We start from the raw sequence: 14,132 nt of genomic DNA, 5'->3' as shown, positions 1-14,132 counted from the left end.
GACCCCGGCCCCACGGACTGACCTGCTCCTCCCCTTCCACGGCGTGCTCGCCCGCCCGCTGGGCCGCCCCAGCTACTACGTGCTGGAACGCCGCGACGTGCTCGGCCGTGTCGAACAGCGCGGTGTCATCGGTGCCCTGGGCCTGCACGGGGTGGAGAGCGGGCACGTGCTGCGCCACCAGCAGGTCGCGGACGCGGATGTGCGCTTCCAGGCGCGGTTGCTGAAGGAACGCGGCGGCAGCATCGAGCCCCTGCTGCTCGCGGCGCCCGACCTGAGCCCGTTCGAGGCGTGCATCGAGCAGACGATCGCGGGCCCGGCCGACCAGGAGCTGGTCACGCCCGAGGGCGGCACGCAGCGCCTGTGGGCCTGCGCCGCCACCTGGACCGCGCATCCGCCGGCCCTGCCGCCGGTGCTGCTCGCCGACGGCCACCACCGGCTTGAGGCCGCGCGGCGGCTGCACCGCGCCCACCCGGGCGCGGTGGCGGACCGGCTGCTCGCCCTGGTGGTCGACCACAGGCACTACCCGCTGACGCTGGCCGCCACGCACCGGGTCGTGCCCGGCCTCGACATCGAACGGGCCGTGCGCACCGCGGCGGGCATCGCGCGCGTCGACCTGCACCCGCCCGGCGCCCCGCCCGCGCCGCGGCCCGGCACGTTCCTGCTCACCGGCGGCGGCCGGGTGTGGTCGCTGTCCGAGATATCGCCCGCGGCGATGGCGGGCCGGCTGCGCTTCCTGCCGCCCGAGTGGGTGGAGCTGCCCGCGGCCATCAGCGACCACGTGCTGATCCCCGTGCTGTGCGAGGACCAGGGCATCCAGGCGGCGCCCCGCTACACCAGCGACCACCCGGGCCCGGGCGAGGTCGGGCTCATCCTCCCGCCGCCGACCTGGGAGCAGATCTGGTCGGGCGCGGCCAGCGGCGCCGGCATGCCGCCCAAGAGCACGTCCCTGGGGCCGCTGCCCCTGCCGGGCAGGATCGGCCGCCTGCCGTCCGCCTGAGCCCGTCCGCCGCCGTCCGTTGCGCCCCGCCAGCGCCCCCTGCGAGCCCGCCGGCGTCCGCGCGTGCGCGGTCCGCGCCCGGCGCCCGCGGCTGCCCGCGCTCCGGCGCGCGCGGCCCGGCGCCTCACCCGGCCGGGCGAGCGCGGCCCGGCGGGTCCCCCGGCCGCCCGGCGCCGCCCGCCGCGCGGCCGTCCGACGGGGCCGCGCCGGGCCGCTCACGGCGGGTCCCGCCCCCTGGTGAGAGCAAGGTTTCGTTCGTGTCACCTCACGCCACAGGGCCGAAACGCGGCCTCCCTACCTTCGGGCGGAGCACGACCCCCGACCATCGCTGGAGGCGCCATGACAGTTCCCGAGCCCGCCGCCACCCGACGAGGGGGCCGCTGGATCGACGAGTGGGACCCGGAGGACGAGCGCTTCTGGCGCGAGAAGGGCGAGCGGATCGCCCGCCGCAACCTCCTCTTCTCGATCATCTCCGAGCACATCGGCTTCTCCATCTGGACCCTGTGGTCGGTGCTCGTGCTGTTCATGGGGCCCGAGTACGGCATCGACGCGGCCGGGAAGTTCTTCCTGGTCTCGGTGGCCACGCTGGTCGGGGCCGTGGTCCGGGTGCCCTACACGTTCGCCGTGGCCAGGTTCGGCGGGCGGAACTGGACGGTGGTGTCCGCGTCGATGCTCCTGCTGCCGACGGCGGCGGCGTTCCTCGTGATGGAGCCGGGCACCTCCTACACGACGTTCATGCTGGTCGCGATGCTCACCGGCGTCGGCGGCGGCAACTTCGCGTCCTCCATGACCAACATCAACTCCTTCTTCCCGCTCCGCAAGAAGGGCTGGGCCCTGGGCCTGAACGCGGGCGGCGGCAACATCGGCGTGCCGGTGATCCAGCTGGTCGGCCTGCTGGTCATCGCGACCGCGGGCGACGGCGAGCCGCGGGTGCTGCTCGCGGTCTACACGCCGCTGATCGTCCTGGCCGCGTTCCTCGCCTGGCGTTACATGGACAACCTCGCACCGGTCAGGAACGACACCGGCGCCGCCCGGGAATCGGTCAGGGACGGTCACACCTGGATCATGTCGTTCCTGTACATCGGCACGTTCGGCTCGTTCATCGGCTACAGCTTCGCCTTCGGCCTGGTGCTCCAGAACCAGTTCGACCGCACGCCGCTCCAGGCCGCGTCGATCACGTTCATCGGGCCGCTGCTCGGCTCCCTCATCCGGCCGCTCGGCGGGTACTGGGCGGACCGGTTCGGCGGGGCCCGCATCACCCTGGCCACCTTCGCGGGCATGGCGGCGGCGACCGGTGTGGTGATCGTCGCCTCGGCGGCCGAGTCGCTGCCGGTGTTCCTCGTCGGGTTCATCGCCCTGTTCGTGCTCAGCGGCCTCGGCAACGGCTCGACGTACAAGATGATCCCCGGGATCTACCGGGCCAAGGCGCTGGCCAAGGGCCTGACCGGCGAGGACGCCGACGCCTGGGGCCGCCGCCTGTCCGGCGCGGCCATCGGGCTCATCGGCGCCGTCGGCGCGCTGGGCGGGCTCGGCATCAACCTGGCCTTCCGGCAGTCGTTCCAGGCCACCGGCACGGGCACGGGGGCGTTCGCCTCGTTCCTCGTCTTCTACGCCGCGTGTTTCGCGGTCACCTGGGCCGTATACCTGCGCCGCCCCGCGCGCCCGGCGGGGCCTGTCGCGCGCGGCGCGGGCACCGGCGAGGGCGCCGAGGAACGGCACGCGTACGTGGGAGTGTGAGCGGCGCGGCGGTGAGCGGGCGTAACGCCCGGGAAATCATGGAGCACCGAGCCTGTCATCGAGCGTTGACAGGCTCGGCGGCACGGCACCACGACCCTGGGCGGAGCGGATGGGCACAGCGGACACGGCGGCGACCCGGCGGAAGGACCCTGGCGACGAGGCGCGACGGCACGAACGGCAGCGGCCGGGCGAACCGGGGCGGCGGGACCCGGCGGGAGAACGGCCCCGGGACGGGGACCTGAACGCTGCGGGGGGCGCGCGGCCGGCCGACGCCGCGCGCCCCGGGCGCACGACGGACATCAGGCCGCTCGACGGCTTCACCGTGGGCGTCACCGCGGCCCGGCGCGCCGACGAGCTGTCCGCGCTGCTGCGGCGGCGCGGCGCCGAGGTCCAGCACGCCGCCGCGCTGCGCATCGTTCCGCTGCCCGACGACGACCAGCTCCTCGACGCCACCCGCGCCCTCATCGGCCACGCCCCCGACATCGTCGTGGCCACCACGGCCATCGGCTTCCGCGGCTGGATCGAGGCGGCCGACGGCTGGGGGCTCGGCGAGGAGCTGCTGCGGACCCTCGGCACCGCCGAGGTGCTGGCCCGCGGCCCGAAGGTGCGCGGGGCCGTGCGGGCCGCGGGGCTGACCGAGGACTGGTCGCCCGCTTCCGAGTCCATGGCCGAGGTCCTCCAGCGGATGCTGGAGGAGGGAGTGGCCGGGCGCCGGGTCGCCCTCCAGATGCACGGCGAGCCGCTGCCCGGCTTCATCGAGGCGCTGCGCGAGGCGGGCGCCGAGGTCGTCGACGTGCCCGTCTACCGGTGGATGCCTCCCGAGGACCTGGCGCCGCTCGACCGGTTCATCGACGCGGTCGTGAGCCGTTCGCTTGACGCCGTGACGTTCACCAGCGCCCCGGCCGCGGCCTCGGTGCTGCGGCGGGCCGAGCAGCGCGGCGTGCGCGACGACCTGCTCGCCGCGCTGCGCAACGACGTGCTCGCCGCCTGCGTCGGCCCGGTCACCGCACTGCCGCTCCAGGCCCACGACGTGCCCACCCGCCAGCCCGAGCGGTTCAGGCTCGGCCCGCTCGTCCAGCTGCTGTGCACCGAACTCCCGCGCCGCGCACAGCCCTTGCCCGTCGCGGGACGGTCGCTCGAAATCCGCGGGCACGCCGTGGTCGTCGACGGCGAGCTGCGGCCCGTCCCCCCGGCCGGCATGGCGATGCTGCGGCTGCTCGCCCGGCGTCCCGGCTGGGTCGTGCCGCGCGCGGAACTGCTGCGCGCGCTGCCGGGCGCGGGCCGCGACGAACACGCCGTGGAGAGCGCGATGGCCAGGCTGCGCACCGCCCTCGGCGTGCCCGCGCTGATCCACACCGTCGTCAAACGCGGGTACCGGCTGGCGCTGGACGCGGCGCCCGGCGGGGAGAAGTACGGGGACTGAGGGCGCGGGCGGCCGTCACGGACCGCCGCGGCTGTCGGAGGGTGCGGGTACTCTTCGGTTCCCCCGGTGGTCCGTGCCGATCCGCGGTGCTCCGCGGCGGGCGCCGGGGAGCGTGGGGCACCGGCCGCCGGGCGCACGTGTCAGGGCCGCGCGCGCGGCCCCGGCCTGACGTACGGTGGACCGCTGCCCTGCCGACCGTCAGAAGGGGGCCGAAAGCGTTGGACGTGCGGGACCGGGAGATTCGCGACGAGCAGCGGCATCTCGACACCGTCTACCGGCGGCTGGCCGAGAAGATCGACGAGGCCGAATACCTGATGGCGGACGCCGCGAGCCGGGTCCAGATCGGTACTCCGGGGGCGCTCGCGGAGCGCGATGCGCAGGTGTTCACCGCCGGGCGCCACCTGGCGCGCCTGAACAACGAGTTCGAGGACTTCCTCTTCGGCCGCATCGACCTCCTCGCGGGCAAGGACGGCACCCGCGGCCCCGACGGCGCCCAGACCTCGGTCGAACCCGCGGACGACGCGGTGCGCGAGGAGGACGGCGCCCGGGTCGCGGACATCGCGGAGACCCTGCACATCGGCCGGCTCGGCGTGCTCGACGCCGACTACGTGCCGCTGGTCATCGACTGGCGGGCGCCGGCCGCCGCGCCGTTCTACCGGGCCACACCGGTCGCGCCCGGCCGGGTCGTGCGCCGGCGCGTCATCCGCAGCAGGGGCCGCCGCGTGCTCGGGGTCGAGGACGACCTGCTGCGCCCGGAGTTGCGGGCGCTGTGCGACGGCGCGGAGCTGCCGGTGATCGGCGACGGCGCGCTGATGGCGGCGCTCGGCCGGGCCCGCGGCCACCGCATGACGGACATCGTCGCCTCCATCCAGGCCGAGCAGGACGAGGTGATCCGCGCGCCCGCCGGGTCGGTCACGGAGGTCACCGGCGGCCCCGGCACCGGCAAGACCGCCGTCGCCCTGCACCGCGCCGCCTACCTGCTCTACCAGAACCGGCGCAAGTACGCGGGCGGCATCCTCGTCGTCAGCCCCACCCCGCTGCTCGTCTCGTACACCGAGGGCGTGCTGCCCGCGCTCGGCGAGGAGGGCCAGGTCGCCATCCGCGCGCTCGGCTCGCTGGTCGACGGGGTCACGGCCGACGCCTACGACGACCAGGCCGTGGCCCACGTGAAGGGCTCGGCCGTCATGGCGCGCGTGCTGCACCGGGCGGCGCGCGGTGTGCTCCAGGCGCCCGGGGCGCCGAAACAGCTGCGCGTGGTCGCCTTCGGCCGCCGCGTCGAGCTGGACAAGGCCGCGCTCGACCGCGTCAGGCAGCAGGCCCTCGGCGGCACGGCACCCGTCAACCTGCTGCGCCCGCGCGCCAGAAGGCTGCTGCTCGACGCGCTGTGGGAGGCGTCGCCCGCCGCCGGGCGCTACCCCGACGCGGCGCTGGCGGCCGAGGCGCGCGAGGCGTTCAACGAGGACATCGGGACCGAGGAGTCCTTCCTCGCCTTCCTCGACGCCTGGTGGCCGGAGATCACCCCGCTCACCGTGCTCCGCGCGATGGCGGACGAACGGCGGCTGGCCCGCTGGGCGCGGCGGCTGCTGCCGCACGGCCGCGTCCAGGCGGTCGCGCGCTCGCTGCGCCGCGTGACGCCCGAGGGCGGCGGGCTCTCCGCGCACGACGTGGCGCTGCTCGACGAGCTGCGCGGCATCCTCGGCACACCGCCGAAGCCGGTGCGCCCGCGCGAGGCCGACCCGCTCGACCAGTTGACCGGGCTCGCTGAGGTCACCACGTACGCGGACCGGATGGCCGGGGCGCGGCAGGCGCGGGAACGCGAGACGGAGCGGGTCGACTACGCGCACGTCATCGTCGACGAGGCGCAGGACCTCACGCCGATGCAGTGGCGGATGGTCGGCCGCAGGGGCAGACAGGCGACCTGGACGATCGTCGGTGACCCGGCGCAGAGTTCGTGGTACGCGCCCGAGGAGGCGGCGGCGGAGAAGGACGCGGTGCTGGGCGGCCGGTCCCGCAGGACGTTCGAGCTCACGGTCAACTACCGCAACCCCGCCGAGATCGCGCGCGTCGCCGACGTCGTGCGCCGGCGCGCCGCGGCGGACGCGCGCCCGCCGCGCGCGGTGCGCGAGACCGGCGTGGAGCCGCGGTTCACCACGGTCCTGGCGCCGGGCGAGGACGCGTGGTGGGGCGGGGAGACGGCCGACGCCGTGCGCGCGGAGGCCGGCCGGCTGCTCGGCGATGTGCCTGGCACGGTCGGGGTGATCGTTCCCATGGCCCGCAGGGAGCTGGCGGCCGGCTGGTTCGCGGACGGCGGCGAAGGGCGCACCGGCGGCGACGAACGGCTCGTGGTGCTCGGCAGCCTGGAGGCCAAGGGGCTCGAATACGACGCCACCCTGGTCGTCGCGCCCGCCGAGATCGCCGGCGAGTCCCCGGCGGGCCCCCGCGTGCTCTACGTGGCGCTCACCCGCGCCACGCAGCGCCTGACGGTGCTCTCGGGACCGGCCGACCGGCCCGGCGCCGACGGGGTGCCCGCGCTGCTCGTTCCCGCGGGGGACGGGCCGCCCGTCCCGGCGGATGCCTCCTGACCGGCTCTGACCTGCGTCTTGTTGCCGGTTGACCAGGGGCGTGAGTGCGGTAGCCTGGAATTGGCGCCGGCCCGTTCCATGCCCCCGGGCCCAACCATAGTCGCTACGAGCGACCACTTGCCGCGAGGCGAGCTGGCGGGTCGGCGTCCTCAGCTTCCGCCCGCGGGTCCCCCGCGGGCGTATGTTCGTGCTCTCCGGCTTCCCCCGGCCCGCCCCCGCCGCTCACCGCACTTCCCGCTGGTCGTACGTTTAGTCGTACTTGTGGTCGTAATGGTCTCGCGGGCCTCCCGATCCGGCTTTCGTCGTACCGGTCGCCTCTCGTAAGGTGACAGCGACTTGGGGGGCGATATCGGGAAAGTGAAGGAAGTCGACTCATGGCAACGGCGCCCAGTGTCTCGTATTCGATGACCGTCCGGCTGGAGGTTCCGGTCAGCGGCACGGCCGTGAGCCAGCTCACCACCGTCGTGGAATCCTCCGGTGGTTCGGTGACCGGCCTCGACGTCACCGCGTCCGGGCACGAGAAACTACGGATCGACGTCACGATCGCGGCGACGTCGACCGCGCACGCGGACGAGATCGTCACCAAACTGCGCGGGATCGAGGGGGTCGCGCTCGGCAAGGTCTCCGACCGGACGTTCCTCATGCATCTCGGCGGCAAGATCGAGATGGCGTCCAAGCATCCGATTCGCAATCGCGATGACCTGTCGATGATCTACACGCCGGGCGTCGCGCGCGTGTGCACGCAGATCGCCGCGCATCCCGAGGACGCCAGGCGGCTGACGATCAAGCGCAACAGCGTCGCGGTCGTCACCGACGGCTCCGCCGTGCTCGGCCTCGGCAACATCGGCCCGCACGCCGCGCTTCCGGTGATGGAGGGCAAGGCCGCGCTGTTCAAGCGGTTCGCCGGCATCGACGCCTGGCCGCTGTGCCTGGACACCCAGGACACCGACGCCATCGTGGAGATCGTGAAGGCCATCGCGCCCGGCTTCGCGGGCATCAACCTGGAGGACATCTCGGCGCCGCGCTGCTTCGAGATCGAGGCCAGGCTGCGCGAGGCGCTGGACATCCCGGTCTTCCACGACGACCAGCACGGCACCGCGATCGTCGTGCTCGCCGCGCTGCACAACGCGTTGCGCGTGGTCGGCAAGCAACTCGGCTCGGTCCGCGTGGTGATGTCGGGGGCGGGCGCGGCCGGCACGGCGATCCTCAAGCTGCTGATCGCGGCCGGGGTCAAGCACACGGTGGTGGCCGACATCCACGGCGTGGTGCACGCCGGGCGCAGCGATCTCGTCGCGGCGGACGGCGATTCGCCGCTGCGCTGGATCGCGGACAACACCAACCCCGAGGGCGTCACCGGGACGTTGCGGGAAGCCGTGGTGGGCGCGGACGTGTTCATCGGCGTCTCGGCGCCCGACGTCCTCGGCGCCGAGGACGTGGCCGCGATGGCGGACCAGGCCATCGTCTTCGCGCTCGCCAACCCCGACCCGGAGATCGACCCGGCCGTCGCCCGGCAGACGGCAGCCGTGGTGGCCACCGGCCGCTCCGACTTCCCCAACCAGATCAACAACGTGCTGGTGTTCCCCGGCGTCTTCCGCGGCCTGCTCGACGCCCAGTCGAAGACCGTGAGCAGCGACATGATGCTGGCCGCCGCGCGCGCCCTGGCCGATGTCGTGGGCGAGGACGAGCTGAACGCCAACTACATCGTGCCCAGCGTCTTCAACGAGAAGGTCTCGGGCGCCGTCGCGGGCGCGGTCAGGTCGGCCGCCCAGGCCTCCTGACCCGCCGGGCGCACCGCGCCCGGCACCGCGACCGCGCGGACGGCGCGGGGCGGCCCCGGCCGCCCCGCGCCCGCGCGCGTGTGAATGGCCCGGGCCGCGACCGCGCGACGCGGCGCGGGGGGCGCCCCCTGCCCCGCTCCCGGTGGATGCCGCGGCCGTGTCCACCAAGATCCGGACGGCAGGGCCTAGGCGAGTCGATTGCGGGCGCCGCGCGGCTGCCCCTTAGGGTGACCAGGAGGCAAAGCCTCGGGAACGTTGCCGGCGAGGAGACGAGCACTCTTCGTGTGACCCCGCTGGTGCTGATTGGCCTTCCCGCCACTGGTGGGGGCAGGATGCGTACCCGGGCGAGGGGTTTTACGGAAGACGGACCCGGTACCCGGGACTGTCGGTGGGCCCTGGCAGCATCGGCTTCGATCTCACGCCTCGTTGGCAAGATGAACACGGGAGTACGAAATTATGAACCGCAGTGAGCTGGTGGCCGCTCTGTCCGAGCGCGCCGAGGTGACTCGGAAGGACGCCGACGCTGTGCTGGCGGCCTTTGCCGAGACGGTCGGGGAGGTCGTTGCCAAGGGGGACGAGAAGGTCACCATTCCGGGTTTCCTGACCTTCGAGCGGACCCACCGCGCCGCCAGGACCGCCCGTAACCCGCAGACGGGCGAGCCCATCCAGATCCCCGCCGGGTACAGCGTGAAGGTGTCGGCGGGCTCGAAGCTCAAGGAGGCCGCCAAGGGCAACTGACCCGAGGCGCGCACACCGCGAGGGGTGGTCCTCCGTCCGGAGGGCCACCCCTTCTCGTCATGTGCCGTCGTGCCGTCGCGCCCGGCGGCCCCACGTGCTCCCTGCCGTGTTCCCGGTCGGGAACGCCTCCGGGGCCTACGGGCGTTCGACCTTGGCGCCGAGGTCCTCCAGCTTCCTGGCGAAGTTCTCGTAGCCGCGGTCGATCAGGCCGATCCCGTGCACGCGCGAGGTGCCCTGCGCCGCGAGCGCGGCGATCAGGTAGGAGAACCCGCCGCGCAGGTCGGGGATGACCAGGTCGGAGCCCTGGAGCGGCGTCGGCCCCGAGACGACGGCCGAGTGCAGGAAGTTCCGCTGCCCGAACCGGCAGGGCGTGCCGCCCAGGCACTCCCGGTACAGCTGGATGCGCGCGCCCATCTGGTTCAGCGCGCTGGTGAAGCCGAGCCGCGACTCGTACACCGTCTCGTGCACGATCGACAGGCCGGACGCCTGCGTCAGCGCGACCACGAGCGGCTGCTGCCAGTCGGTCTGGAAGCCCGGGTGCACGTCCGTTTCGAGGGCGATGGCGTTCAGCGGCCCCCCGGGGTGCCAGAAGCGGATGCCCGCGTCGTCAACCTCGAACTCGCCGCCCACCTTCCGGAACACGTTGAGGAAGGTCATCATCTCCCGCTGGCTCGCGCCGTGCACGTACACGCTGCCCTTGGTGGCCAGCGCCGCGCTCGCCCACGAGGCGGCCTCAAGGCGGTCGGGGAGCGCGCGGTGCGTGTAGCCGCCGAGCCGTTCCACGCCGGTGATCCGGATCGTGCGGTCGGTGTCCATCGAGATGATCGCGCCCATCTTCTGGAGCACGCAGATCAGGTCCTCGATCTCCGGCTCGACGGCCGCGTTCGACAGCTCCGTGACGCCCTCGGCGAGCACCGCGGTCAGCAGCACCTGCTCGGTCGAGCCCACCGAGGGGTAGGGCAGCCTGATCTTGCAGCCGCGCAGGCCGCGCGGCGCCTCCAGGTACTGCCCGTCCGCCCGCTTCTCGATCACCGCGCCGAACTGCCGCAGCACGTCGAAGTGGAAGTCGACCGGCCGGCCGCCGATGTCGCAGCCGCCAAGACCGGGGATGAACGCGTGCCCGAGCCGGTGCAGCAGCGGCCCGCAGAACAGGATCGGGATGCGGGAGGAGCCCGCGTGCGCGTCGATGTCCGCGACGTTCGCGCTCTCGACGCGCGAGGGGTCGAGCACCAGCTCGCCCGGCTCCTCCCCGCTGCGGACCGTCACGCCGTGCAACTGGAGCAGTCCGCGCACCACGCCCACGTCGCGGATGTCCGGCACGTTGCGCAGCCTGCTCGGCGCGCTGCCGAGCAGCGCGGCCACCATCGCCTTGGGGACCAGGTTCTTCGCCCCGCGGACCCGGATCTCGCCCTCGATCGGGGTGCCGCCGTGGACAAGGAGTACGTCGTCGGTCATGGGACTCACGATCTGAAACGAAGGGATGCGCGACCAACCGGAATGGTAGTGCGCCGGTCACGGCCGCCTCCCGGGGCGGGCCCGGAAGAGCGTTCCCGAGTACCCCGCTCATGCGGAATCATGGCCCCATGACCGAGGCGTCCTCGCTCACCGGCCGACTGCTGGTGGCCACCCCGGCACTGTCCGACCCCAATTTCGACCGCTCCGTGGTGCTGATGCTCGACCACGACCGCGAGGGCGCTCTCGGCGTCGTCCTCAACCGCCCGACCCCCGTCGGGGTCTCCGAGGTGCTCCAGCCCTGGGCCGAGCTGGCCGGCGAGCCCGGTGTCGTCTTCCAGGGCGGCCCCGTCGCCCTGGACGCGGCCCTCGCGCTCGCCGTCGTGCCGCGCGGCGGGCCGCTCGGCTGGCGCCGCGTGCACGGCTCGATCGGCCTCGTCGACCTCGACGCCCCTCCCGAGGTGCTCGCCGCCGAGGTGGGCAGCCTGCGGGTCTTCGCCGGATACGCGGGCTGGGGCCCCGACCAGCTGGAGAGCGAGCTGGACGAGGGGGCCTGGTACGTCGTGGACTCCGAGCCCGGCGACGTCTCGGCGCCGGAGCCCGAAGGGCTGTGGCGTGCCGTTCTGCGTCGGCAGCACGGCACTCTGGCCCTGCTCGCCACATACCCGGACGACCCGTCGCTCAATTAGGCTGGGTACCCATGAGCACTCTTGAGCCCGAGCGCGGGGCGGGCACCGGCACGCTCGTCGAGCCCACCCCGCAGACGACGCACGGCGATGGCGACCACGAGCGCTTCGCCCACTATGTCCAGAAGGACAAGATCATGGCGAGCGCGATGGACGGCACGCCCGTCGTCGCGCTCTGCGGCAAGGTCTGGGTGCCGGGCCGGGACCCCAAGAAGTACCCGGTGTGCCCCACCTGCAAGGAGATCTACGAGTCCATGGGCTCGTTCGGCGGCGGCAAGGACGGCGGCAAGGGCGGCAAGAAGTAGCCCGCACGCCCCGCCCGGCCGGTCCCGGGCCCCGGTCCCGCCGCGACGGCGGGCCGGGGCGTTCCTGTATGCCCTGATCGTGTGAGTTGCCCGCGGCGCGTGTCCCGCGGCTCCCACCCCCGGTGGACGGCCGGGCCACCCCCGCGTCGGCGGGGCGGGAATCTATGCCAGAGTTGCCACGTCGCGGCCCGGAGCACGTACCGTACGGCTCGGCGGCCGGGACGACCGGAAAGGGGCAGCTGGATTGAGCACGCACGCACCGCATGCACCGGGTACGGACCGGCTCGTCGCGCTCCCGGCCACGCTCGACGAAGCGGTGGCCGCGCTGGCGGAAGTGCCCGCGGCCGTGCCCGTCGCCGGAGGCACCGACCTGATGGCGGGCGTCAACGCCGGGTTGCTGCGCCCGGCCGCCCTCGTCGGTCTCTCCCGGCTCGCCGAACTGCGCGGCTGGGCCTACCAGGACGGGCACGCCCTGCTCGGCGCGTGCCTGACCCACTCCCGCATGAGCCGGCCCGACTTCGCCGCGCTGATCCCCGCGCTGGCCGCCGCGTCGAGATCCGCCGGCCCCCCGCAGGTGCGCAACGCCGGGACGCTGGGCGGCAACATCATCTCCGCGGCCCCCGCCGGGGACACGCTGCCGGTGCTCGCCGCCCTGGAGGCGACCCTGCTCATCGCGGGCCCGGACGGCGAGGGCAGGCAGATCCCCGTCGGCAACCTGCTGGCCGGCCGGGACCGGCTGCGGCCGGGTGAACTGCTCGCCCACGTGCGGGTGCCGCTGCTGCACGCGACCCAGACGTTCCTGAAGGCGACCAGCCGCACGGGGCCTGGCCGTTCCGTCGCCTCGGTGGCCGTGGTGCTCGACCCGGTGCACCGGGAGGTGCGCTGCGCGGTCGGCGCCGTCGCGCCCATGCCGCTGCGCCCGCTGGACGCCGAGCGCTGGGTGGCCTCGCTCATCGACTGGGACGGGCGGCGGGGGCTGGCGCCCGAGGCGCTCGCCGCGTTCGGCGACTACGTCGGCATGGCGTGCATTCCCGACCCGGAAGTTCCGGCCGATGGCGGCGATCCCGTCCAACTACCCCCCGCCGTGCTGCATTTGAGGCGTACCGTGGCAACACTCGCCCGCCGTGGACTCGGAAGGGCCCTCGCATGAGCAACGATCAGCAGCCGGAGCCGCGCGCCTTCGGCCCGCAACCGGGCTGGGGCGGCGAGTACGACGCGGAGGCCACGGCGTTCATAGAGCTGCCGGGCGGCTACCCGGAGGGCTCGGGCGGCGAGCCGCTCGCGGCCCCTGGGCACGGCTTCCAGCCCCCCGAGATCGCCAGCCCCGCGGCCACGCCGGTCACCGCCGAGGCCACCATGGACCCGGGCGCGACCGGGCAGTGGACGATGCCGTTCACCTCACCGGGTGGTCAGAGCGCGGCCGGCGCCCCGAGCGCGCCCGGCGCGCACGCCGGGGCGGGCGACGCGTTCGCCGGCGGCCTGCCCGCGGGCGCCGCCGGCGCGGGCCAGCCGCCCGGCGCGCGGGCCGCCGCGATGGGCCAGGGCGCCGCCGCGGCCCTGGCCGGCGCGCGGCGCCCGCCCGGCGGGGCGCCCCCGCCCGGCCGGGGCGACGACGGACCGCGGGACGACGCGCACGCCCCCGCGCCGTGGCCGGCGCAGGACCCGGCGCCGCGGCCTGCCCAGGACCCGGCCCCGTGGCCGGCGCAGGACCCGGGCGAGCCTCACCCGGCGGAGGCGGGCGAGACGGAGCTCGCGCCGCCGGTCGAGGCGGTGCCGGGCGGCAGCCGCAGCGAGCACCCCGAGGTGGCGTACGTGCTCCACGTCAACGGCGTGGAGCGGCCCGTCTCCGGCGCGTGGATCGGCGAGTCCCTGCTGTACGTGCTGCGCGAGCGGCTCGGGCTGGCCGGCGCGAAGGACGGCTGCTCGCAGGGCGAGTGCGGCGCGTGCTCGGTGCAGGTGGACGGGCGGCTCGTCGCCGCCTGCCTGGTGCCCGCCGCGACGGCGGCGGGCAGCGAGATCCGCACCGTCGAGGGCCTGAGCGCCGACGGATCGCCGTCCGACGTGCAACGGGCGCTCGCGGCCGGAGCGGTCCAGTGCGGCTTCTGCCTGCCGGGCATGGCCATGACCGTGCACGACCTGCTTCAGGGCAACCACACCCCGAGCGAGCTGGAGACCCGGCAGGCCCTGTGCGGCAACCTGTGCCGGTGCTCCGGCTACCGGGGCGTGCTCGACGCGGTGCGCGCGGTGGTCGAGGAGCGTTCGGGCGCCCGTTCCGGCAGCGGCGACGGGCAGGGGGCCGAGGGCGCCGGGGCGGCGGGGGCCGCCGCCGGGGCGGGCGCCCAGGACCAGGGCGACGAGGCAGGCCACGGCGGGCCGCAGGAGCGCGCGCCCCGCATTCCGCACCAGTCAGGGCCCCCGGCAGGAGGCATGTGAT

General features: G+C 74.6%; 11 protein-coding genes. 10 read left to right on the top strand and 1 reads right to left on the bottom strand.

Annotated elements, in window-relative coordinates:
* Nucleotides 1-43 precede the first annotated feature (43 nt).
* The 6 genes from LC193_RS10490 (at nt 44) to LC193_RS10465 (ending at nt 9,255) form a co-directional block, all read left to right on the top strand.
* Complete coding sequence (locus tag LC193_RS10490; protein ID WP_226073570.1) at nt 44-997, top strand: DUF1015 family protein; 954 nt, start codon at nt 44-46, stop codon at nt 995-997.
* A gap of 339 nt (nt 998-1,336) precedes the next feature.
* Nucleotides 1,337-2,734 carry a nitrate/nitrite transporter gene (locus LC193_RS10485; protein ID WP_226073568.1) on the top strand — a complete coding sequence of 466 codons (1,398 nt, stop codon included), beginning with the start codon at nt 1,337-1,339 and terminating at the stop codon, nt 2,732-2,734.
* Between the two features lie 109 nt (nt 2,735-2,843).
* Nucleotides 2,844-4,157 (top strand): uroporphyrinogen-III synthase, encoded by a 1,314-nt coding sequence (locus tag LC193_RS10480; RefSeq protein WP_226073565.1) that lies wholly within the window; start codon nt 2,844-2,846, stop codon nt 4,155-4,157.
* Nucleotides 4,158-4,375: 218 nt separating this feature from the next.
* Nucleotides 4,376-6,739, top strand: coding sequence for a HelD family protein (locus LC193_RS10475; RefSeq protein ID WP_226073562.1), 2,364 nt, complete (start codon nt 4,376-4,378; stop codon nt 6,737-6,739).
* Between the two features lie 374 nt (nt 6,740-7,113).
* Entirely contained in the window at nt 7,114-8,517 is a 1,404-nt protein-coding gene (locus LC193_RS10470) for an NAD-dependent malic enzyme (protein WP_226073560.1), read from the top strand.
* Nucleotides 8,518-8,973: 456 nt separating this feature from the next.
* The gene (locus tag LC193_RS10465) at nt 8,974-9,255 is read left to right on the top strand and encodes an HU family DNA-binding protein (protein WP_077061107.1); all 282 of its coding nucleotides are present in this window, start codon (nt 8,974-8,976) and stop codon (nt 9,253-9,255) included.
* A 135-nt stretch (nt 9,256-9,390) separates the two neighbouring features.
* On the opposite strand, the gene murA is transcribed toward LC193_RS10465, so the two are convergent.
* Nucleotides 9,391-10,710 carry a UDP-N-acetylglucosamine 1-carboxyvinyltransferase gene (murA, locus tag LC193_RS10460; RefSeq protein WP_226073558.1) on the bottom strand — a complete coding sequence of 440 codons (1,320 nt, stop codon included), beginning with the start codon at nt 10,708-10,710 and terminating at the stop codon, nt 9,391-9,393.
* Between the two features lie 128 nt (nt 10,711-10,838).
* Between murA and LC193_RS10455 the strand changes: the two genes are divergently transcribed.
* The 4 genes from LC193_RS10455 (at nt 10,839) to LC193_RS10440 (ending at nt 14,131) form a co-directional block, all read left to right on the top strand.
* Entirely contained in the window at nt 10,839-11,396 is a 558-nt protein-coding gene (locus tag LC193_RS10455) for a YqgE/AlgH family protein (RefSeq protein ID WP_226073556.1), read from the top strand.
* Between the two features lie 11 nt (nt 11,397-11,407).
* Nucleotides 11,408-11,698, top strand: a complete 291-nt coding sequence (locus LC193_RS10450) for a DUF3039 domain-containing protein (RefSeq protein WP_086160282.1) — start codon at nt 11,408-11,410, stop codon at nt 11,696-11,698.
* Between the two features lie 244 nt (nt 11,699-11,942).
* Nucleotides 11,943-12,848: an FAD binding domain-containing protein gene (locus tag LC193_RS10445; RefSeq protein ID WP_226073554.1), complete on the top strand. Its 906-nt coding sequence runs from the start codon at nt 11,943-11,945 to the stop codon at nt 12,846-12,848.
* Nucleotides 12,845-14,131, top strand: coding sequence for a (2Fe-2S)-binding protein (locus tag LC193_RS10440; protein WP_226073552.1), 1,287 nt, complete (start codon nt 12,845-12,847; stop codon nt 14,129-14,131). The genes LC193_RS10445 and LC193_RS10440 overlap by 4 nt, the downstream gene beginning before the upstream one ends.
* Nucleotide 14,132 lies beyond the last annotated feature (1 nt).

The sequence above is a fragment of the Streptomyces marincola genome, from assembly GCF_020410765.1.
GTDB classification, from domain to species: Bacteria; Actinomycetota; Actinomycetes; order Streptomycetales; family Streptomycetaceae; genus Streptomyces; species Streptomyces marincola.
Note: the sequence above shows the minus strand (reverse complement) of the source record. Positions and strands in the feature narration are given on the sequence as shown.